Raw genomic sequence first — 19544 nt, forward strand, 5'->3', positions numbered from 1 at the left:
CGGAGACACGTCCGCATACTAATTTGTAAATCGCCATGACGAAATAGTCGGAGCGCAAGGAGCCGCGGCATGAACTACCAGCCCACCCCCGACGACAGGTTCACCTTCGGCCTGTGGACCGTCGGCTGGCAGGGAAGGGACCCGTTCGGCGACGCCACCCGGCGCGCCCTCGACCCGGTCGAGACGGTGCAGCGCCTGGCCGACCTCGGCGCCTACGGAGTCACCTTCCACGACGACGACCTGATCCCCTTCGGATCCTCGGACGGCGAACGCGAGGAGCACGTCAAGCGCTTCCGCGCCGCCCTGGACGCCACCGGTATGACCGTGCCGATGGCGACCACCAACCTCTTCACGCACCCCGTCTTCAAGGACGGCGCGTTCACCGCCAACGACCGCGACGTGCGCCGTTACGCGCTGCGCAAGACCATCCGCAACATCGACCTGGCGGTCGAGCTGGGTGCCAAGATCTACGTCGCCTGGGGCGGCCGTGAGGGCGCCGAGTCCGGCGCCGCCAAGGACGTGCGGGACGCGCTCGACCGCATGAAGGAGGCCTTCGACCTCCTCGGCGAGTACGTGACCTCCCAGGGCTACGACCTGAAGTTCGCGATCGAGCCCAAGCCCAACGAGCCGCGTGGCGACATCCTGCTCCCCACGGTCGGCCACGCTCTCGCCTTCATCGAGCGCCTGGAGCGCCCGGAGCTGTACGGCGTGAACCCCGAGGTCGGCCACGAGCAGATGGCCGGTCTGAACTTCCCGCACGGCATCGCCCAGGCGCTCTGGGCGGGCAAGCTCTTCCACATCGACCTCAACGGCCAGTCCGGCATCAAGTACGACCAGGACCTCCGCTTCGGCGCGGGCGACCTGCGCTCCGCCTTCTGGCTGGTCGACCTGCTGGAGTCCGCCGGGTACGCGGGCCCCAAGCACTTCGACTTCAAGCCGCCGCGTACCGAGGACTTCGACGGTGTCTGGGCGTCGGCCGCGGGCTGCATGCGCAACTACCTGATCCTCAAGGAGCGTGCGGCCGCCTTCCGTGCGGACCCGGCGGTCCAGGAGGCACTGCGCGCCGCGCGCCTGGACCAGCTGGCCCAGGCGACGGCCGCCGACGGCCTGCAGGCCCTGCTCGCCGACCGTACGGCCTTCGAGGAGTTCGACGCCGAGGCCGCCGCCGCGCGCGGCATGGCCTTCGAGCAGCTCGACCAGCTGGCCATGGACCACCTGCTGGGTGCCCGGGGCTGAGCACGCGCGTGGGAGGCCCTGTCCGCCGCCGCGTGACAGCCGCCTCCCGCCGCTCCGGCCGGCCTTCGCAGCAGTGTCCTTTCGGGTCCTGTTCGGTCGCTTCCCGCACGGAATTCTCCGGAACCATGCGCTTCACGGCATGAATTGGCAGCAACTTCCCGATATGGGGCGCGACTTGGCCGTCCGACGGCGACTCTGGTCGGTATGGGCATGCCGCCGACACCGTCGCAGCCGCCGGAGAACACCACACCCCCCGACCACGGTGCCGGACCCCCTGCAGGGGGCTTCGGACCACCGCCGGGCCATCCGACCGGGGGACACACACCACCGCCCGGGGCCTTCGGGCCCCCTGCACAGGGCGGTGCCCTGCCTCCCTGGGGGCAGGGTGGTGGCTGCCAGCCCCCGAGTCAGGGCGGGGGCTGGCAGCCACCCGGTCCGCCCGGCGGACCTCCTCCTCTTCGCCGACGCACGGTGACCCTCGTCGTGGCGGCCGTGATCATCGCCTTGGGCGCGATCGTCGCCGCCGTTCTCGCGGTCTCCGGTGGCGAGGGATCACCGGACGATGGGGAGCAGGGCGGAACCGTCGGCCGTACGGGCCGTTCGCCCACCCCGACTCCGTCGCTGAGCCTCCCCTCGCAACTGCCCAGCGACCTACCGACGCTTCCCTCCGGCTTCCCGAGCGACCTGCCCAGCGAGTTCCCGAGCGAGCTTCCCGGCGACCTCGGCTCGCTCCTTCCCGACCAGGTCGGCGACATCGGGTGAGCGGGAACCGCCGGGCCGCGAGCCGGACTTCGCCCGACTCGCAGAGACTTCGCCGCGCTCGCAGCCAGGGCCCCCTCGGGCGCCGGGTGCCACCCAGGGCGCGCGCCCGCCGACAGTTGGGTACGCGCGTGGACGACGCCCGGGCCGCTCGACCGCCCGGGACCGTCAGCCGTCGGTCCCGGCTCCGGCCGAGGTCCGTACGGCTGCCAGCGCCGTCGCCGGATCGTGCGACGCCGGTCCCGCTGGCACCCACCGCCCCCGCTCCTTGCCGTAGGGCCACCAGCGGCCGTCCCGGCTCAGCCGTAGCTGGGCCGAGCCGCCGATCACGGTCCAGCGGTTGTGCACGGACCGCAACGCGGGCCGCTCGTCCTCGTCCCAGGCCGCCGCCAGAGCGCCACGCGCGCGTGCGAGCGATTCCGCCGGTACGTGCCACTCCTCCTCCAGGACGGCGAGTCCGGCGGCGCCGCCGGACCGCCAGGCGCGCACCGCGATGTCCAGCCCGTCCCGGCCCCGCCCGAATTCTGCGCCGAGCCGCGCGGTGACACCCGGGCTTGGATCGCCGGAGGCCAGCCGCACCACGTCCTGACGGACGGTCGACTCCTCCTCCAGGGGCTGCCACTCATGACCGGGCCGGAGGGCCTCGGCCAGCATCGTGCGGGCCTGACGGGCCGTCTGCGCCGCCAGGAACTGCAGCGCGGCCGGGTCCACCCCGGGGGCGGGCGGGACCTCGGTGTCCAGGGAGGCCGGCAGGCCCGGACCGACCGGCAGCACCGGCGGCTCCGGCAACGGCGGAAGGATCGCGCCCGCCGCGAACGCCTCGGCGGCGTCCAGCCCGTCCCGGCGACCTCCCCGAAGGTGTTCCGCGGCCACCTGCCCGGCCGCCGTCCGCCCGTCCGCCACCGGGCTGCTGCCGCGCACCTGCAGCTCGTCCAGGAGCGCACGCTCGGCGCGCCCCCGCATCAGCAGCAGGACGAACGGGTCCCGGTCCAGCAGCCGGGCCACCTGGTAGCAGAGGGCCGCGGTGTGACCGCAGTGGTCCCAGGCCCCGCAGGCGCACTCCGCCTCCAGATCACCGAGGCCGGGCAGAAGTTCGACTCCGGCGGTCGCGGCGTCCTCGACCAGGTGCGGTGGCATCTCACGGTCGAGCAGGGCCGCGACGTGCCCGGCCCGCTCCACCGCCATGCCCACGAAGCGATTCCACTGATCGTCGGTCAGCTCCTGCAGCAGCACATCGGCGCGGTGAGCGGTGCCGTCGAGGTCCTGGACGACGGCGGTGACCCGCCCGGGGCGCACCGAGACCGCGCCCACCGCCCCCGCGCGCGCCAGTCTGCGCCCCGCCTTCAGCTGCTGCCCGTCCAGAGCGGCGTCCTCGAGCGCCGTCAACCAGGTCCGTCCCCACCACGTCCGCGCCAGAGCCCGTCCGGGCGCGGGGGCGGGCAAGGTGAACGTGCGCTCGTCGTCGTGTCCCCGGCGTCGCGTCATCGTGTGTCCCCCCGAAGTTCCACCAGGTCGGCCAGTTCGGCGTCGGACAGCTCGGTGAGCGCAGTGTCGCCGCCGCCCAGCACCGCGTCGGCCAGCTTCCGCTTGCTCAGCAGCATGTCCGCGATGCGGTCCTCGATCGTCCCCTCCGCGATCAGCCGGTGCACCTGCACCGGACGGGTCTGCCCGATGCGGTACGCCCGGTCGGTGGCCTGCGCCTCGACGGCCGGATTCCACCAGCGGTCGTAGTGCACGACATGTTCGGCGCGGGTCAGGTTCAGCCCCGTGCCCGCGGCCTTCAACGACAGCAGGAAGACCGGTACCTCGCCGGCCTGGAACCGTTCGACCATCGACTCGCGCTCGGTCACCGGCGTCCCGCCGTGCAGGAACAACGTGGGTACGCCGCGCGCCGCCAGATGACGTTCCAGAAGTCGCGCCATGCGCACGTACTGCGTGAAGACCAGGACGCCGGCCCCCTCGGAGAGGATGGTGTCCAGCAGTTCGTCCAGCAGTTCCGTCTTCCCGGATCTGCCCGGGACGCGCGGCCGTTCCTCCTTGAGGTACTGGGCGGGGTGGTTGCAGATCTGCTTCAGCCCGGTCAGCAGCTTCATGATCAGGCCGCGCCGTTCCATGCCGTCGGCGCGGGCGATCTCCGCCATGGTCTCGCGGACCAACGCCTCGTAGAGCCCCGCCTGTTCCCTGGTGAGGGACACGGCCAGGTCCGTCTCGGTCTTCGGCGGGAGTTCCGGCGCGATGCCCGGGTCCGACTTGCGGCGGCGCAGCAGGAACGGCCGAACGAGACGGGTGAGCCGTTCGGCGGCGACGGGGTCCCGGCCGCCCTCCACGGCATCCGCGTAGCGGGAACGGAAGGTGCCGAGCGTGCCGAGGAGGCCCGGAGTGGTCCAGTCGAGGATCGCCCACAGTTCGGACAGGTTGTTCTCCACCGGAGTGCCGGTGAGTGCCACGCGCGCGCGTGCCCCGATCGTGCGCAGTTCCTTCGCCGTGGCCGAGCCGGGGTTCTTCACGTGCTGGGCCTCGTCCGCCACGACCATGCCCCAGGTCACGCCGGCGAGGTGCGGCGCGTCGAGCCGCATCGTGCCGTACGTGGTGAGGACGAACTCCCCGTCGCCGAGACCGTCCAGGCGGCGCGAGGGTCCGTGGAAGCGGCGCACCGGCACATCGGGGGCGAACTTCTCGATCTCGCGCTGCCAGTTGCCCATCAGCGAGGCCGGACAGACCACGAGGGTGGGTCCCGCGGACGCCGCGTCCGCCTGACGGTGCAGATGCAGGGCGATCAGCGTGATGGTCTTGCCGAGGCCCATGTCGTCGGCGAGACAGCCGCCGAGGCCCACGGAGGTCGTCCGGGCCAGCCAGTCGAGACCGCGCAGCTGGTAGTCCCGCAGGACGGCCGCCAGAGCGGACGGCTGCCCGACCGGCTCGTGCCCCTCGGGATCCGACAGCTGTTCCCCGAGCGTCGCCAGCCACCCCGTGGCCTGCACCTCGACCATCCGGCCGTCGACCTCCGCGGAGCCCGTCAGCGCCGCGCCGAGGGCGTCGACGGGCGACACCTTGCGGTCCCGCTGAGCACGCGCGCGGAGGATCTCCTCCGGGTCCACCAGCACCCACCGGTCGCGCAGCCGCACCATGGGCCGGTTCGCCTCCGCGAGTCGGTCCAGCTCCTGCCGGGTGAGCCGCTGGTCGCCGAGGGCGAACCGCCAGTCGAAGGCGAGGAGCGCGTCGGAGGACAGATACGCCGGTGCGGCCGACCTGCCTCGCGCGGAGCCCTGCTCCTCGTCCGGCGGGCCGACGACCGCCCGGGCGGTCAGGCCGCGTGCCACCTGCTTCGGCCAGTGCACATCGACACCGGCCGCCGCCAGCAGGCGGGCGCCCTCCCCGAGCAGCTCGACGACCTCCTCGTCGGCGAGTTCCACGGCGTCCGGCACGGCTGCGGCCAGCAGCGGCGCGAGCGGCGCCCAGGCGCGGGCCGCACGGCGCAGCGCCAGCAGGGCGTCCGTCCGCGCACGGGGCCCGAAGGGCCCGGCGGCGGCCCACACGACGGAGGCGTCGGCGACGAGTGCCGGGTCGTCCACGCTGTGCACCTGCGGGACGGCGCGGAACGTAGGTGGCGCATCGCCCGGATCGTCGGCCCCGGCCGAGGTGAGGCCGGAGACCTCGACGCGCAGCGAGACGCGGACGCCCGCGTCGTGTCCGGCGGCGACATCCGCGGCCCAGTCTCGTTGCTCGGGGATGTGCCGGGGCTCCTGCGCGGCGAAGGCGGGGCCGCCCGCCGCGATGGCGGCCGCGGGGGAGCGGGGGAGCGTGTCCACGACGGCGTCGAGGAAGGCGCGCAGCAGCCGCTCCGGATCGGGCAGTCGCCACGGTTCGCCGTCGCCGACGGGTACCGCGTGTGCCTCGGGCGGCATCGCGGCGGCCATTTCCCTCACCCGGTCCAGATCCTCCGCCCGCAGGGGGCCCGCCCGCCAGGCGTCATGGCCGCCTTGGGTGACACCGGGCAACAGCAGTCCGCGCGCGGCGAACTGGAGCGCCAGCAAGCAGGCCGCGCCCCAGAACGCCGTCGTCCGGTCGGCGTCCGCCGAGGCACGCGCGCGGGTCAGCAGCGGGAGTGCGGCGCGCACCGGCAACGACACAGCGGGCACCGTGACCTGCCCGACGCCGTCGTCGCCGGGCAGCACGACGGTCAGCTCGTCGGGAGAGCCGTGCGGCAGCGGGGGCGGCGCCGAGCCGTCCGCCCGCCAGAAGACCACCCGGCCGGTGCGGGCCGGGTCCGCCGCCACGAAGACGGCGTGACAGTGGGCCGGGACCGAAATCGCGGAGGGGGTTGCCATGAGCTTCGTCGGCACAGGGATTCGAGACTCCTCAAATTTGACTACCGCAGCCAGAATTGCCGAGGGTACATCGCCTCACACTCCAGACCGCCCTCGAGAGAGAGTGATGTGGGTCACTTTTCCCGCGCTGTGTCGGGGGCATCTCAGGGTTGTACGGGGGTTCGACTCAGGGACGCGTCAGGGTCGTGGTCCGGAACCGCCGGGACTCCGCTCCCGTTTTCAGGACAGAGAGCGGCAGTGGCCGCGAAGGAGGCGACGCAGATGTCGAAGAGTACGAAGATCGTCGCGGGGGGTGCGGCAATCGGGATCGTCCTGCTGATCCTTCTGCCCTTCCCCTTCTGGGCCAATCTCCTGATAGTCCTGGGGATTCCCACGGCCGCGTACCTCGCGCTGGACCCCTCACAGCGGCGCAGGCTGCGTCGGGTCGGCCGCAAGGAACTCGGCCGGTGAGTCACCGCCGGCCCGGTGCGCGAGGGCGTGCGGGCCGGCGGAACGCCGAAGATCAGTTGGGGCGTACGGCGATCTTGTCGAGGGATTCCAGGAGGCCGGGCAGTTCCGGTCCCCGGCCCACCGGCAGGACCTCGCCGGGCTCCTCGTCCAGCAGGACGAAGGCGATGTCGTCGGTCCTGGCCACCATCGACCAGCCGGGACCGTCGGCCCGGAGCGTGCGGGCGTCGCCCGGCGCGAAGGAGGAGCGGACGCGCCCCAGGGGCGGCGGCGACTCCACGTACGCGCGTGCCTCGGCGAGGACGCGGCGGATGCCCGTGCGAGGGACGGCCTGGCCGGTGTCGGCATCGGTCGCCGCCCCTGCCGGCACCGCGCCGTCCGGCACCGCCGGGTCCGGGCCGTCCTGCCCGGCGAACGCGGCGTCGTCGATCTGCTCCCGCCATCTGGACCACTGCAGAGCGATCTCGTCGGCTCCGAGGCGCCGCTGGGCGGGACCCCACGTGCCGGTGTCCGGAGGGCTCAGCGGCGGCAGGTCCGACACCTCCGGGTCGGGGTCGTGCGGGGCGGGCACGCCCGGGGCCGCCACCGCCACCGCCAGGGGCCAACCCGGCAGCGCGGCCACGACCGAATGCTCGTCCGGTGACAGGTCGTACTCCATGCCGCAGTCCCACGACGCGATGGCCACCGCGACCAGCGACACGTCGTCCACCGCCACCGTCCACCGGGCGCCGTCGCCGTCCTGGCCCAGGACGATCCCGTACCCGTCGGCGAGCGGCGCCAGGCCGAGGGCCGCGCAGGCCTCCGGATAGTCGTCGCCCAGCACGCTGGGGAAGTTCGCGGGCGTGAGCAGTACCGCCGTCAGCACATACAGTGCGTCGTCGTCCCCGGCGGTGACGGCGTCTTCGTCCGTCCCGGCCATGCCGGCCTCCCATTGCTCTCGCTCGTCCGTCGGCGCACCCTAATGCGCCCGGCGGGCCCTTGTCACGAGCAGGAACCCGGTACGCGGGCGCAGGTGTCCGGACGGGCGGGGCGGAATCGACCGGGACCGCGCCGGTTCAGGCGGCGGGCAGCCCCAGAAGCGACCGCGCGACCGTCTGGGGAGACTCGTCCCGTTCCCTCGCGAGCGCGATGACCGCCCGGCACGCCAGCTCGCTGACCCCGAACGACAGGGCCTCGGGCGACACCCATGTCACGGCCTCGTCGACCTGGTCCTGGTCGTCGTCGGCGCACGCGGAGATGTAGACGGCGGCCGCCTCGAACAGGTTGTGTGTGCGCTTCGTCTCCCGCGCGGTGTTCTCGGTGCGCGACGACGAGTCGAAGAATCTGCCGATGGACTTGCGAACACTCTCGAACATACGGACTACCTACCCTCCGCGTCGGGTTCACAGCCGTCCTCATCAACGTAAAGCGTCCTCATCAACGTAAAGACGGAGCCGGCGCTGCATAAGAGGGAGGACGGGCCGGGGTGCGTGCGAGCGATGCATTCAGGACGCGGGCGTTCCGGCCCTCACGACTTCTCCCCAGGCCCTCATGGTTCTCCCCGCCCGGCACGACGCCGCCCTGCCTCTCCGGACTCCCGCGGCCCGAATCGTGGCTCAGCTGTCGCGGGTGGCGAGCGCGAGGAAGCGGGTGTCCTCGTCGGCGTACGACGTCATGCGCCAGCCCGCGGCGGCCAGCAGCGGTCGCAGATTTCCCTCGGCGCGCAGGTCCTCCGGGGTGATCCGTCGCCCCTGGCGTGCCGCGAGCGCCGCCCGGCCGATGGGGTGGAAGAGCGCCAGCGTGCCGCCCGGCCGGACCACCCTCGCCAGTTCCCGCAGGTTCTCGGCCGGGTGCGGCAGGTGCGCGACGAGGCCGGCGGCGAACACCGCGTCCAGCGACTCGCCGCGCAGCGGCAGCGCGGCGACGTCGGCCAGCAGCAACTGCCCGTCGCGGTCCCGTCCGGCCCGTGCGGCGGCCTCCAGCATGGCGGGCGTCAGGTCCGCCCCGAGCACCACGCCGGCAGGCCCGACGGCGGCGCGCAACGGCATCAGCGCGCGTCCCGTGCCGCATCCCGCGTCCAGCACCCGCTCGCCCGCCCGCAGGCCGAGGTCGGCGACCGCCGCCGCGTAGGCGGGTCCGTCGTCGGGGAAGCGGGTGTCCCAGTGCGCCGCCCGTGCCGTGAAGAACTCCTGGACATGTGTGTGGTCGTCACTCATGTTCCGCATGATCCCTCACCGGAACGGCCCGGAAGGCGACGCGCAGGTTCGGGCGGCAGGCGATCGTCGCGGTGCATATATGCGCCACATTCCAGCACCTTTCGAAATGCGCCCCCTTTGTGCTCCCGTGCCCCCACTAGCGTCCCGGACCCATGGGACACCTGGACCACGCCACCTTCGGCTGGCTGACCCCCGCACTCTCGTACGCCATGGCCTCCATCGGCGCCGCGCTCGGGCTGCGCTGCACGGTCCGCGCGCTCGCCACCACCGGCAGGTCCCGTCGCAACTGGCTCGTCACGGCGGCGTCCGCGATCGGCACCGGCATCTGGACCATGCACTTCGTGGCGATGCTCGGCTTCGGCGTCGGCGGCACCGAGATCCGCTACGACGTGCCCCTGACCATCCTCAGCCTCCTGGTCGCGATGACGGTGGTCTGCGGCGGAGTCTTCGCGATCGGCTACAGCCGGGACCGGCGTCGGGCCCTCCTGCTGGGCGGGCTCACCACCGGCCTGGGCGTCGCGAGCATGCACTACCTGGGCATGGCCGCCGTCCGGCTGCACGGCGACGTGACCTACGATCCGCCGCTCGTGGCGCTCTCCGTCGTGATCGCCGTGGTGGCCGCGACCGCCGCGCTCTGGGCGGCGCTCAACATCGAGTCGCCCCTCGCGGTCACCGTCGCGTCCCTGGTCATGGGGGCGGCGGTGAGCAGCATGCACTACACCGCTATGTGGGCGGTGCGTGTGGAGGTCACTCCGTCCGGGGCGGCCCTGCCCGGGGCCACGGCGATGCAGTTCATCTTCCCCCTCGCCGTCGGCCTCGGGTCCTACCTCTTCCTCACCTCGGCGTTCGTCGCGCTGTCACCGACGGCCGGGGAGCGCGAGGCGTCCGCGTCGGCCCAGCGACCGGTCGAGAACGCCGCCGCCCACTAGCCGCGCGGCGGCTTTCGAGACCCGCCCCCGAGCCACCCCGATGGAGGAGGCCATGCGTACACCCCGCAGAACCCCGACAGCCGACGCAGAGACGCCGCTCCGGCCCGCCGTACGCGGCCGCCGCGCCCACGCCGGACCCCCCGCCGACGAGCGCCTCGACCCCGGCGGCCGCCACGACCCCGACGAGACCGGCGCCCCGACGACCGGGCCGCCCGCACGCGCCGGCCGATGGCACATACGCCCCCGCACCGTCCGGGCCAAGATCGTCTGCCTGCTCATGGTGCCGGTCGTCTCCCTGCTCGCCCTGTGGGCGTACGCCACCGTCACCACCGCCCAGGACATCGCCGGCATTCGGCAGGCGCAGCGCGTCGACGCCTCCGTACGCGGCCCCGTCGCCGACGCCGTCGCCGCGCTCCAGGCCGAGCGCGTGGCCGCCGTGCGCTACGCGACCAGGCCCTCCACCCGAGGGGAGCGCGAACTGCGGACGACGGCGCAGCGCACCGGCCGGGCGGTCGACGCGCTGCGTCTGGGGGACCGGCACACCGTCGCCGACGGCGCGGACCTGCCCGCCGGCGTGGCCGAACGACTCGCCGGGTTCGTGACCGGTGCCGACCGGCTGAGCGCGCTGCGCACCTCGGTGCTCGACCGCCGTACCGGCTGGACCGAGGCGTACGAGCGGTACACCTCGACCATCGCCGCCGCCTTCGGCGTGGGCGGCGCGCTCACCGGCGTCCAGGACGCCGAACGCGGCTCCGACGCGCGCGTACTGCTGGAGTTCTCCCGCGCGGGCGAGGCCCTGGCCCAGGAGGACACGGTCCTGGCCGGCGCTCGCCTGGCCGGAACCCTCGACCGTGAGCGGCTGCGCCTGTTCACCGGCGCCGTCGACACCCGCCGCACCCTGACCGAGGCCGCCGGTGCCGACCTGCGCGGCCGCGAACGAACCGCCTGGCAGGAACTCGCCGGTGAACGCGCCTACGCCGATCTGCGGGGCGTCGAGGACGCGGTGCTCACCGGCGGGCCCGGAACCCGGGCGCTCCACGCCGCCCCCGAGGCCTCCTGGCAGGCCGCCCACACGCGCGTGCAGGACGACATGCGCGGCATCGAGTCCGACGCCGGACGCGCCGCCGACTCCTCCGGCCCGTTCACCCGCGCCCTGCTCACTCCGGCGGGGGCCGCGGTACTCCTCGGCCTCGCCGCCGTCGCCGCCTCCCTCGTCATCTCCGTGCGCATCGGACGGGGCTTGGTCGTCGAACTGGTGAAGCTGCGCAACGACGCCCTGGAGATCGCTCGCCGGAAACTGCCGTACGCCATGCGGAGACTGCGCGCCGGGGAGGAGATCGACGTCGACACCGAGGCGCCGCCCGGACCGCCCGCGGAGGACGAGGCCGGTCAGGTCGCCGAAGCCCTCGGCACGGTACACCGAGCGGCCCTGCACGCCGCCGTCGAGCGTGCCGAACTCGCCGGCGGCATCTCCGGAGTCTTCGTCAACCTCGCCCGGCGCAGCCAGATCCTCGTCCACCGCCAACTGAGCCTGCTCGACAGCATGGAACGCCGGTCCGACGACCCCGACGAACTCAGCGACCTCTTCCGCCTCGACCACCTCACCACCCGCATGCGACGCCACGCGGAAAGTCTGATCATCCTTTCCGGGGCCGCCCCCGGGCGCGCCTGGCGGCTGCCCGTCTCCCTGACGAACGTGGTCCGCGCCGCCGTCTCCGAGATCGAGGACTACGCGCGCGTGGAGGTGCGGCAACTGCCCGAGGCGAAGATCTCCGGCGCCGCCGTGGCCGACCTCACCCATCTCCTGGCGGAACTCGTCGAGAACGCCGCCCAGTTCTCACCGCCCCACACGCGGGTGCGGATCACCGGCGAACCGGTCGGCAACGGATACGCCGTCGAGATCGAGGACCGGGGCCTCGGCATGGGCAAGGAGACCCTCGTCGAGGCCAACCGTCGCATCGAACAGTCCGAAGCCCTGGACCTGTTCGACAGCGACCGGCTCGGACTGTTCGTGGTGAGCCGCCTCTCCGCCCGCCACGAGATCAAGGTCCACCTGCGGACCTCGCCCTACGGCGGCACCACCGCGGTGGTCCTTCTGCCGACCACTCTGCTCCACAGCGGGACGCCGGCACGGTCCGCCCACACCGTCGCCGAAGCACAGCCACCGGCCGAGCAACGCGAGTACGCGCGCGTGGCGGCCGCCCCGCACCAGGAACCCGTCGAACCGGCCGAGGACCGGCGCGCCCTCATGGCGCCCGCCGCCTCCGCGGGACCCTTCCCGGCGGACGGCCCGCCCGAGCCCCCGCCCGGCGTCACCGCACTGCGGCCCCCACGCCACGTGCCGGAACGGGACGACGACGGCGAACTGCCGCGCCGGGTACGCCAGGCACATCTCGCACCCCAGCTCCGTGAACAGCGCGCCGGACAGACCACGCGGACAGCGCCCTCCCCACCCGACGACACCCGCACCCCGGAACTCGTCAGGGACCGCATGACGGCCTACCGCGACGGCTGGGTGCGAGGCGGCGGCAGGACACCCGGCAAGGGCATCACCCAAGGCCCCCAGGCGGGCAGCGACAGCGACGAAGGAGACCCCGCATGATCCAGGACCCGAGAGCCAGGGCCACCGAGCGGTCCGGTGAACTCGACTGGCTGCTGGACGACTTGGTGCTGCGCGTGCAAGAGGTGCGGCACGCCGTGGTCCTGTCCAACGACGGCCTCGCCGTCGGCGCCTCCGGCGACCTCGGACGAGCGGACGCCGAACACCTCGCCGCCGTCGCCTCCGGCTTCCACAGCCTCGCCAAGGGCACGGGCCGCCACTTCGGGGCCGGCGGAGTGCGCCAGACCATGGTGGAGATGGACGAGGGCTTCCTCTTCGTGGCCGCCGCCGGCGACGGATCCTGTCTCGCCGTCCTCACCGCGGTCACGGCCGACATCGGGCTGGTGGCGTACGAGATGGCCCGGCTGGTGAAGCGCGTCGGAGAGCACCTCCGCACACCCACACGCGCCGGCGCGCGCCCACCCGCGGCCGGATGAACCAGGAACGGGCCCTGCTCATGACCGAGGGCAGCACAGGCGCCGCGCAGGAGCCGTCGGACAGCCGGTGGTACGACAGCGAGGCCGGGCCGCTCGTCCGGCCCTACGCGATGACGGGCGGCCGCACCAAGTCCGGCCCGGGCGGGACCCGTTTCGACCTGATCGCCCTGGTCGCGCTCTGCGCGGAGGCACCCGGTACCGACGACGCCCTGCTCGGCCCCGAGCACCGCGCCCTCGTCGAGCTGTGCCGTACGGAGAAGCAGTCCGTCGCCGAACTCGCCGCGGACACCAACCTGCCCGTCGGTGTCGTGCGGGTCCTCCTCGGCGACCTCCTGGAGATGGGCCGGATCACCGTCAGCCGTCCCGTGCCTCCCGCGCGGCTGCCGGACGAGCGGATCCTGCGCGAGGTGATCGAGGGGCTCAGGGCTCTGTAGACGAACAGACACATGCGTCGCACCCGCGCCGACTTGCGCCACGAACCAGGCATCGAACACGCACGAAGCGGTCGGTGAAATGAAAAACCGGTACAACGCCACACGGACGGGTGGCAGTTGCCATGATGCTGACTCTTCACAGCCCTACCGATGTCGACCACGGCCGACACTCCCGAGAGAAGTGATCGATGGTCTCCGAGCACTCCGATGAGACAGAGGGCGACACGGGCGCCCTGGCACTGAAGATCCTCGTCGCCGGTGGATTCGGCGTGGGCAAGACCACCCTGGTCGGCGCGGTCAGCGAGATCAGACCCCTGCGCACCGAGGAGCTCCTGAGCGAGGTGGGTCAGTCGGTGGACGACACCGACGGGGTGGACCAGAAGGTCACCACCACCGTGGCCATGGACTTCGGGCGCATCACCATCAGGTCCGGACTCTCGCTGTACCTGTTCGGCACACCTGGCCAGGACCGGTTCTGGTTCCTCTGGGACGAGCTGGCGCAAGGGGCTCTGGGCGCCGTCGTCCTCGCGGACACGCGGCGGCTGCAGGACTGCTTTCCGGCCGTCGACTACTTCGAGCACCGGCACATCCCGTTCGTGGTCGCCGTCAACTGCTTCTCGGGATCCCGCGCGTACGGCGTCCCCGATGTCTCGCGCGCCCTCGATCTCGACGAGGGGACCCCCGTCGTCCTCTGCGACGCCCGGGACCGCGACTCCGGCAAGGAAGTACTCGTACGGCTTGTCGAATACGCCGGTCGGATGCACACCGCCCGGCTGCTCGACTCCGTGGGCTGAACCGGCGGCGACGTGCCCCGCCCTGGCCTGTTTCGGGCCCTTGACACCGCTGATTCGGGCGGGGAAGCGCCCGTTGTCGCAGTTCGCCCGGAAGTCCCGGCATGCCTTGTCGGTCATCTTCTCTGCCATGTCCCCGTCCTGCTTGCTCCGGCGACGGCGGTGGGGAAGGCTGAATCGTCGGATCCTCCTTGCCAGGGGGGAGCGACGACACGGGGAGTAGGGACGATGGTGCGGAACGCGGGACTCGGTTGGCTGCTGGACGACCTGACCGAGCGCGTCGAACCCATACGGCATGCGTTGGTGCTGTCCAACGACGGACTCGTCACCGCTGCCAGCACCGGTCTGCGGCGCGAGGACTCCGAGCACCTGGCCGCGGTCTCCTCGGGACTGCAGAGCCTCGCCAAGGGCTCGGGGCGTCACTTCGGTGCCGGCGACGTCCGACAGACCATGATCGAGTTCGACGACGCGGTGCTCTTCGTCACCGCGGCCGGACCGGGCAGCTGCCTGTGTGTGCTCAGCGCCGCGGAAGCCGACATCGGCCTGATCGGCTACGAGATGACACTGCTGGTGAACCGCGTCGGCGAACACCTCCGCGTGGACGCCCGCCAGCCCGAACGCTCCGCCGCGCTGGACCGCTGACCTGCTGTTCTCGTCGATGCGGGCCGAGTTATCCACAGGCCGAACACGACTTTCCGTGAACGGGCTACGGTTTTTCCCGAGGCGAGCGCAGGACCGGCGCGAGCACCGCACCACACGGGGGAGAACCGTCATGCCCGGCGACACCGTCACCCGATCCACCACGCACGGCACAACCGCAACGACCACGTCACCGGGCGCGGCCCCGGCACAGACCACGGCGCAGACCCCGGCACCCACACCGGCCCGGGCGAACGGCCGCACCCTCGCACCAGGCCGAGCCGCCCGCGAACTGGGCCTGAAACGAAGTGAACTCGACCTCGCCGTACATCTGGGATGCCTGCGCACCGTCGACGAAGGCGGAGCCCGCCGGATCGCACAGTCGGAGATCGACCGGCTCCGGGCAGCCGAGGGCTTCCCGGAAACGCTGCGGGAACGCGTCGAAGCCGTGAGTTCCCTTCCGGCGGCTCAGATCCTGGGCGTGGCCGTCTCGCGGTTCACCCGCCTCGCACGACTGGGGCTGGTCACACCGGTCACGTTCTCCCTCAACCGGTACCGGACCGTGGTCTGGCTCTATCCGGCGGCCGAACTGCGGCAGTTCGCGGCCGACGAGAAGAACGCCCGCTGGCTGACGGGCCGCATGCCGCAGGACGCGAGGCGTCAGCTGGGAGCGGGACTGGACCTGCGGCCCCGGAACTGGCGAGGCCGCCAACTCGGATTCCTGCTGCGCCAGTCCGACGACCCGTGGAGGCGCGCCGCGGCCCCGGCCTCCCTGCTCGATCCGATCCAGGTCGCGCAGATCGTCCAGGACCCCTACGAGCGCGCCGAACTGAACCACCACCGGCCCTTCCGGGCCGCCCAGTCCCCACCCGACTCGCCCGCCGCACGGATCATCGCGGGGATCATGACGGCGGACGATCCCGATGAGATCGCGTGGCTGCGCACCGACCTCCTGCAGGCCCTCGCCGAGGCACGCGCCCACCGCCTGGCGCCGCGGTCGCGTCGGAAAGTGCCCGCGCCCACCGCCGCCCGGAGCGCAACACCGGGCCCGTCGCCGAGCCGGGCCGGGACCGGGCGGCGTCCCGGGGTTCCACGGCCGACGGCGGGCACGGCACCCGAGGGACTGCGCGGCCTGCTGGGCCGGCTCCGGCGCGGGCCCCGCGCGTCGGCCGGCCGGTCAGGCGCCGAGCTTGCGGAACAGCCCTTCCTGGACGACCGACACCAGCAGGCGGCCCTCCAGGTCGTAGATACGGCCGCGGGCCAGTCCCCGGCCGCCCACCGCGATCGGTGACTCCTGGTCGTACAGGAACCACTCGTCCGCGCGGAACGGCCGGTGGAACCACATGGCGTGGTCCAGCGACGCCATGTCGAAGCCGCGTGGCCCCCACAGAGGTTCGACCGGGATCCGGACGGCGTCCAGGAGCGTCATGTCGCTGGCGTAGGTCAGCGCGCAGGTGTGCACGAGCGGGTCGTCCCCCAGCGGCCCCACGGCCCGCATCCACACCGCGCTGCGCGGTTCGGCGTTCTCGACCTCCTCGGGGGTCCAGCGCAGCCGGTCGACATAGCGGATGTCGAAGGGCTGACGCCGGGCCATGCGCTCCAACTGCTCCGGCAGCTCGCCCAGGTGCTCGGTGATCTCCTGCGTCACCGTCGGCAGCGACTCGGGGTCCGGCACCTTCCGGGCGGGCGGCAGCTGGTGCTCGAAGCTCCCCTCTTCAGGCTTGTGGAAGGAGGCGGTCAGATTGAAGATCGTGCGGCCCTGCTGCACGGCGGTGACCCGGCGCGTGGTGAACGACCGCCCGTCGCGGACCCGCTCGACCTGGTACACGATCGGCACCCCCGGCCGGCCCGGGCGCAGGAAGTACGCGTGCAGCGAGTGCACCGGCCGGTCGCCCTCCGTGGTGCGGCCGGCGGCCACCAGCGCCTGCCCGGCGACCTGGCCGCCGAAGACCCTCTGCAGGGACTCCTGCGGGCTGCGCCCGCGGAAGATGTTGACCTCGATCTGCTCCAGGTCGAGCAGGTCGACAAGCCGCTCGGCGGGGTTGGTCGTCATGTACGTGCCTCTCCTGTGCTCACAGCTGACCGACGTCGGTGACCTTGACGACCGCGCGTCCCTCGGCGTCGGAGGCCGCGAGGTCGATCTCCGCGCTGATGCCCCAGTCATGATCGCCGTTCGGGTCGGCGAAGGTCTGCCGGACGCGCCACAGCCCGTTCTGCGGCTCCTCCTCGATCATCAGCAGCCGGGGGCCACGAGCGTCGGGGCCCGTGCCCAGCTCCTCGTACTCGTCCCAGTACTTGTCCATCGCCTCGCCCCAACGCTCGGCGTCCCAGCCGGACTCGGCGTCCATCTCGCCCAGTTCGCCCACATGGTCGAGGGCGGCCAGTTCGACACGGCGGAACAGGGCGTTGCGGACGAGGACACGGAAGGCGCGCGCGTTGGCGGTGACCGGCTTGACCTGGTCGGCCTTCTCCTGGGCCTCCTCGGCCGTCATCTCCTCGGGGTTGGCGAGCTTCTCCCACTCGTCGAGGAGGCTGGAGTCGACCTGGCGCACCATCTCACCGAGCCAGGCGATCAGGTCCTCCAGGTCGTCCGACTTCAGATCGTCGGGGACGGTGTGGTCGAGGGCCTTGTAGGCGCCGGCGAGGTACCGCAGCACGATGCCCTCGGTGCGGGCCAGCTCGTAGTGGGACACCAACTCCGTGAAGGACATGGCTCGTTCGTACATGTCCCGGATCACCGACTTCGGCGACAGCGGATGGTCGCCCACCCAGGGGTGGCTCTTGCGGTAGACGTTGTACGCGTGGAAGAGCAGCTCCTCCAGCGGCTTGGGGTAGCTGACGTCCTGGAGCCGCTCCATGCGCTCCTCGTACTCGACACCGTCCGCCTTCATCGCGGCCACGGCCTCACCGCGCGCCTTGTTCTGCTGGGCGGCCAGGATCTGGCGCGGATCGTCCAGCGTCGACTCCACGACGGAGACCATGTCGAGGGCGTACGACGGGGACTCCGGGTCCAGCAGCTCGAACGAAGCCAGCGCGAAGGTGGACAGCGGCTGGTTGAGCGCGAAGTCCTGCTGGAGATCGACCGTCAGCCGGACGATGCGGCCCTCGGCGTCCGGCTCGTCGAGCTTCTCGACGATGCCGCCGTCCAGCAGCGAGCGGTAGATCGCGATCGCCCGGCGGATGTGCCGCAGCTGCTGCTTGCGCGGCTCGTGGTTGTCCTCCAGCAGATGACGCATCGCGTCGAAGGCGTTGCCCGGGCGGGCGATCACCGACAGAAGCATCGTGTGGGTGACGCGGAAGCGGGAGGTGAGCGGCTCCGGGTCCGAGGCGATCAGCTTCTCGAAGGTGCTGTCCGACCAGGCGACGAACCCCTCGGGGGCCTTCTTGCGGACCACCTTGCGGCGCTTCTTCGGGTCGTCGCCGGCCTTGGCCAGCGCCTTCTCGTTCTCGATGATGTGCTCGGGCGCCTGCCCCACCACGTAGCCCGCGGTGTCGAAGCCGGCCCGCCCGGCACGGCCCGCGATCTGGTGGAACTCGCGGGCCCGGAGCGTGCGCACCCGGTTGCCGTCGTACTTGGTGAGCGCGGTGAACAGCACGGTGCGAATGGGCACGTTGACACCGACGCCCAGCGTGTCCGTCCCGCAGATGACCTTCAGCAGACCGGCCTGGGCCAGCTTCTCCACCAGCCGCCGGTACTTGGGCAGCATGCCGGCGTGGTGCACACCGATACCGTGCCGCACGTAACGGGAGAGGTTGCGGCCGAACTTGGTGGTGAAGCGGAAACTGCCGATCAGCTCCGCGATCCGGTCCTTCTCCTCACGCGTGCACATGTTGATGCTCATCAGCGCCTGCGCGCGCTCCACGGCTTGGGCCTGGGTGAAGTGCACGATGTAGACGGGGGCCTGCTTCGTGGCGAGCAGCTCCGTCAGTGTCTCCGTCAGCGGCGTCAGGACGTACTCGTAGGACAGCGGGACCGGGCGGGTCGCCGAGCGGACCACCGAGGTGGGGCGGCCGGTGCGCCGGGTCAGATCCTTCTCGAACATCGAGACGTCGCCGAGCGTCGCCGACATCAGGATGAACTGGGCCTGCGGCAGCTCCAGGATCGGGATCTGCCACGCCCAGCCGCGGTCGGCCTCCGCGTAGAAGTGGAACTCGTCCATGACGACCTGGCCGACGTCGGCGTGCTTGCCGTCGCGCAGGGCGATGGACGCGAGCACCTCCGCGGTACAGCAGATGACGGGGGCGTCGGCGTTCACGGAGGCGTCGCCGGTGAGCATGCCGACGTTCTCGGTGCCGAAGATCTTGCACAGCTCGAAGAACTTCTCCGACACGAGCGCCTTGATCGGGGCCGTGTAGAAGGTGACCTCGTCCCGGGCGAGGGCCGCGAAGTGCGCGCCCGTCGCGATCATGCTCTTGCCCGAGCCGGTGGGCGTCGACACGATCACGTTCGCGCCGGAGACCACCTCGATGAGCGCCTCCTCCTGATGCGGATAGAGGGTGAGACCGCGTTCCTGGGCCCACGCCTCGAAGGCTTCGTAGAGGGCGTCGGGGTCGGCGGTCCGCGGCAGCTGATCGATGAGGGTCACGCCCCCATCTTGCCTGCCCGCACGGCGGATGGGGGAATCGGATGCCGGACCGAAGATCGTGAACGCTACGCTGTGGCGCCGACGGAACGTCAGCGCACCTGGACAACTGGACAGCGGCACAACGCACCTGGACAGCGGCACGAACGGAATGGGACGGGGCACGG

General features: G+C 72.1%; 17 protein-coding genes. 10 read left to right on the forward strand and 7 right to left on the reverse strand.

Translation table 11 applies throughout. The annotated features are described in order from the left end of the window. Positions 1 to 69 precede the first annotated feature (69 nt). Together xylA and SCAB_RS38235 are read left to right on the forward strand one after the other, a co-directional pair. The gene (gene xylA / locus SCAB_RS38230) at positions 70 to 1236 is read left to right on the forward strand and encodes a xylose isomerase (RefSeq protein ID WP_013005396.1); all 1167 of its coding nucleotides are present in this window, start codon (positions 70 to 72) and stop codon (positions 1234 to 1236) included. Positions 1237 to 1707: 471 nt separating this feature from the next. Further along, on the forward strand, positions 1708 to 1998 hold the full coding sequence (locus SCAB_RS38235; protein ID WP_013005397.1) for a hypothetical protein: 291 nt from the start codon (positions 1708 to 1710) through the stop codon (positions 1996 to 1998). Between the two features lie 165 nt (positions 1999 to 2163). On the opposite strand, the gene SCAB_RS38240 is transcribed toward SCAB_RS38235, so the two are convergent. Further along, on the reverse strand, positions 2164 to 3480 hold the full coding sequence (locus tag SCAB_RS38240) for an SWIM zinc finger family protein (protein ID WP_013005398.1): 1317 nt from the start codon (positions 3478 to 3480) through the stop codon (positions 2164 to 2166). After that, complete coding sequence (locus SCAB_RS38245; RefSeq protein WP_041671196.1) at positions 3477 to 6323, reverse strand: DEAD/DEAH box helicase; 2847 nt, start codon at positions 6321 to 6323, stop codon at positions 3477 to 3479. Before SCAB_RS38245 ends, SCAB_RS38240 begins: the two co-directional genes overlap by 4 nt. Before the next feature lie 261 nt (positions 6324 to 6584). Here SCAB_RS38245 and SCAB_RS38250 point away from each other — a divergent pair, with 261 nt between their 5' ends. Beyond that, positions 6585 to 6773, forward strand: coding sequence for a hypothetical protein (locus SCAB_RS38250; protein ID WP_037705135.1), 189 nt, complete (start codon positions 6585 to 6587; stop codon positions 6771 to 6773). A 52-nt stretch (positions 6774 to 6825) separates the two neighbouring features. Here the strand turns inward: SCAB_RS38250 and SCAB_RS38255 are convergent, their stop codons facing one another. The 3 genes from SCAB_RS38255 to SCAB_RS38265 all read right to left on the reverse strand — a co-directional run bounded on the left by SCAB_RS38255 (position 6826) and on the right by SCAB_RS38265 (position 8965). Then, the gene (locus tag SCAB_RS38255; protein ID WP_013005401.1) at positions 6826 to 7689 is read right to left on the reverse strand and encodes a hypothetical protein; all 864 of its coding nucleotides are present in this window, start codon (positions 7687 to 7689) and stop codon (positions 6826 to 6828) included. 136 nt (positions 7690 to 7825) lie between these two features. Further along, a complete protein-coding gene (locus SCAB_RS38260) occupies positions 7826 to 8125 on the reverse strand; it encodes a hypothetical protein (RefSeq protein WP_013005402.1) in 300 nt (99 codons plus the stop codon). 240 nt (positions 8126 to 8365) lie between these two features. After that, positions 8366 to 8965 carry a class I SAM-dependent methyltransferase gene (locus tag SCAB_RS38265; protein ID WP_037722853.1) on the reverse strand — a complete coding sequence of 200 codons (600 nt, stop codon included), beginning with the start codon at positions 8963 to 8965 and terminating at the stop codon, positions 8366 to 8368. A 152-nt stretch (positions 8966 to 9117) separates the two neighbouring features. Between SCAB_RS38265 and SCAB_RS38270 the strand changes: the two genes are divergently transcribed. The 7 genes from SCAB_RS38270 (at position 9118) to SCAB_RS45640 (ending at position 16085) form a co-directional block, all read left to right on the forward strand. After that, positions 9118 to 9894 (forward strand): MHYT domain-containing protein, encoded by a 777-nt coding sequence (locus SCAB_RS38270; protein WP_013005404.1) that lies wholly within the window; start codon positions 9118 to 9120, stop codon positions 9892 to 9894. Between the two features lie 52 nt (positions 9895 to 9946). Further along, positions 9947 to 12496 (forward strand): sensor histidine kinase, encoded by a 2550-nt coding sequence (locus tag SCAB_RS38275; RefSeq protein WP_037722920.1) that lies wholly within the window; start codon positions 9947 to 9949, stop codon positions 12494 to 12496. Then, positions 12493 to 12930: a roadblock/LC7 domain-containing protein gene (locus SCAB_RS38280; RefSeq protein WP_013005406.1), complete on the forward strand. Its 438-nt coding sequence runs from the start codon at positions 12493 to 12495 to the stop codon at positions 12928 to 12930. Before SCAB_RS38275 ends, SCAB_RS38280 begins: the two co-directional genes overlap by 4 nt. A 20-nt stretch (positions 12931 to 12950) precedes the next feature. Beyond that, the gene (locus SCAB_RS38285; protein ID WP_037722854.1) at positions 12951 to 13364 is read left to right on the forward strand and encodes a DUF742 domain-containing protein; all 414 of its coding nucleotides are present in this window, start codon (positions 12951 to 12953) and stop codon (positions 13362 to 13364) included. Between the two features lie 188 nt (positions 13365 to 13552). Further along, the gene (locus SCAB_RS38290; protein WP_013005408.1) at positions 13553 to 14158 is read left to right on the forward strand and encodes a GTP-binding protein; all 606 of its coding nucleotides are present in this window, start codon (positions 13553 to 13555) and stop codon (positions 14156 to 14158) included. A 225-nt stretch (positions 14159 to 14383) separates the two neighbouring features. Continuing rightward, a complete protein-coding gene (locus SCAB_RS38295) occupies positions 14384 to 14797 on the forward strand; it encodes a roadblock/LC7 domain-containing protein (RefSeq protein WP_013005409.1) in 414 nt (137 codons plus the stop codon). 130 nt (positions 14798 to 14927) lie between these two features. Then, positions 14928 to 16085: a DUF6397 family protein gene (locus tag SCAB_RS45640; protein ID WP_193789221.1), complete on the forward strand. Its 1158-nt coding sequence runs from the start codon at positions 14928 to 14930 to the stop codon at positions 16083 to 16085. Here SCAB_RS45640 and SCAB_RS38300 read toward each other — a convergent pair. Together SCAB_RS38300 and SCAB_RS38305 are read right to left on the reverse strand one after the other, a co-directional pair. Then, complete coding sequence (locus SCAB_RS38300; protein ID WP_013005410.1) at positions 15972 to 16847, reverse strand: acyl-CoA thioesterase; 876 nt, start codon at positions 16845 to 16847, stop codon at positions 15972 to 15974. The genes SCAB_RS45640 and SCAB_RS38300 overlap by 114 nt on opposite strands. Positions 16848 to 16866: 19 nt before the next feature. Further along, positions 16867 to 19380: a DEAD/DEAH box helicase gene (locus SCAB_RS38305; protein WP_013005411.1), complete on the reverse strand. Its 2514-nt coding sequence runs from the start codon at positions 19378 to 19380 to the stop codon at positions 16867 to 16869. Positions 19381 to 19544: the final 164 nt, after the last annotated feature.

It is taken from the genome of Streptomyces scabiei 87.22, assembly GCF_000091305.1.
In the GTDB taxonomy this organism is placed as follows: domain Bacteria; phylum Actinomycetota; class Actinomycetes; order Streptomycetales; family Streptomycetaceae; genus Streptomyces; species Streptomyces scabiei.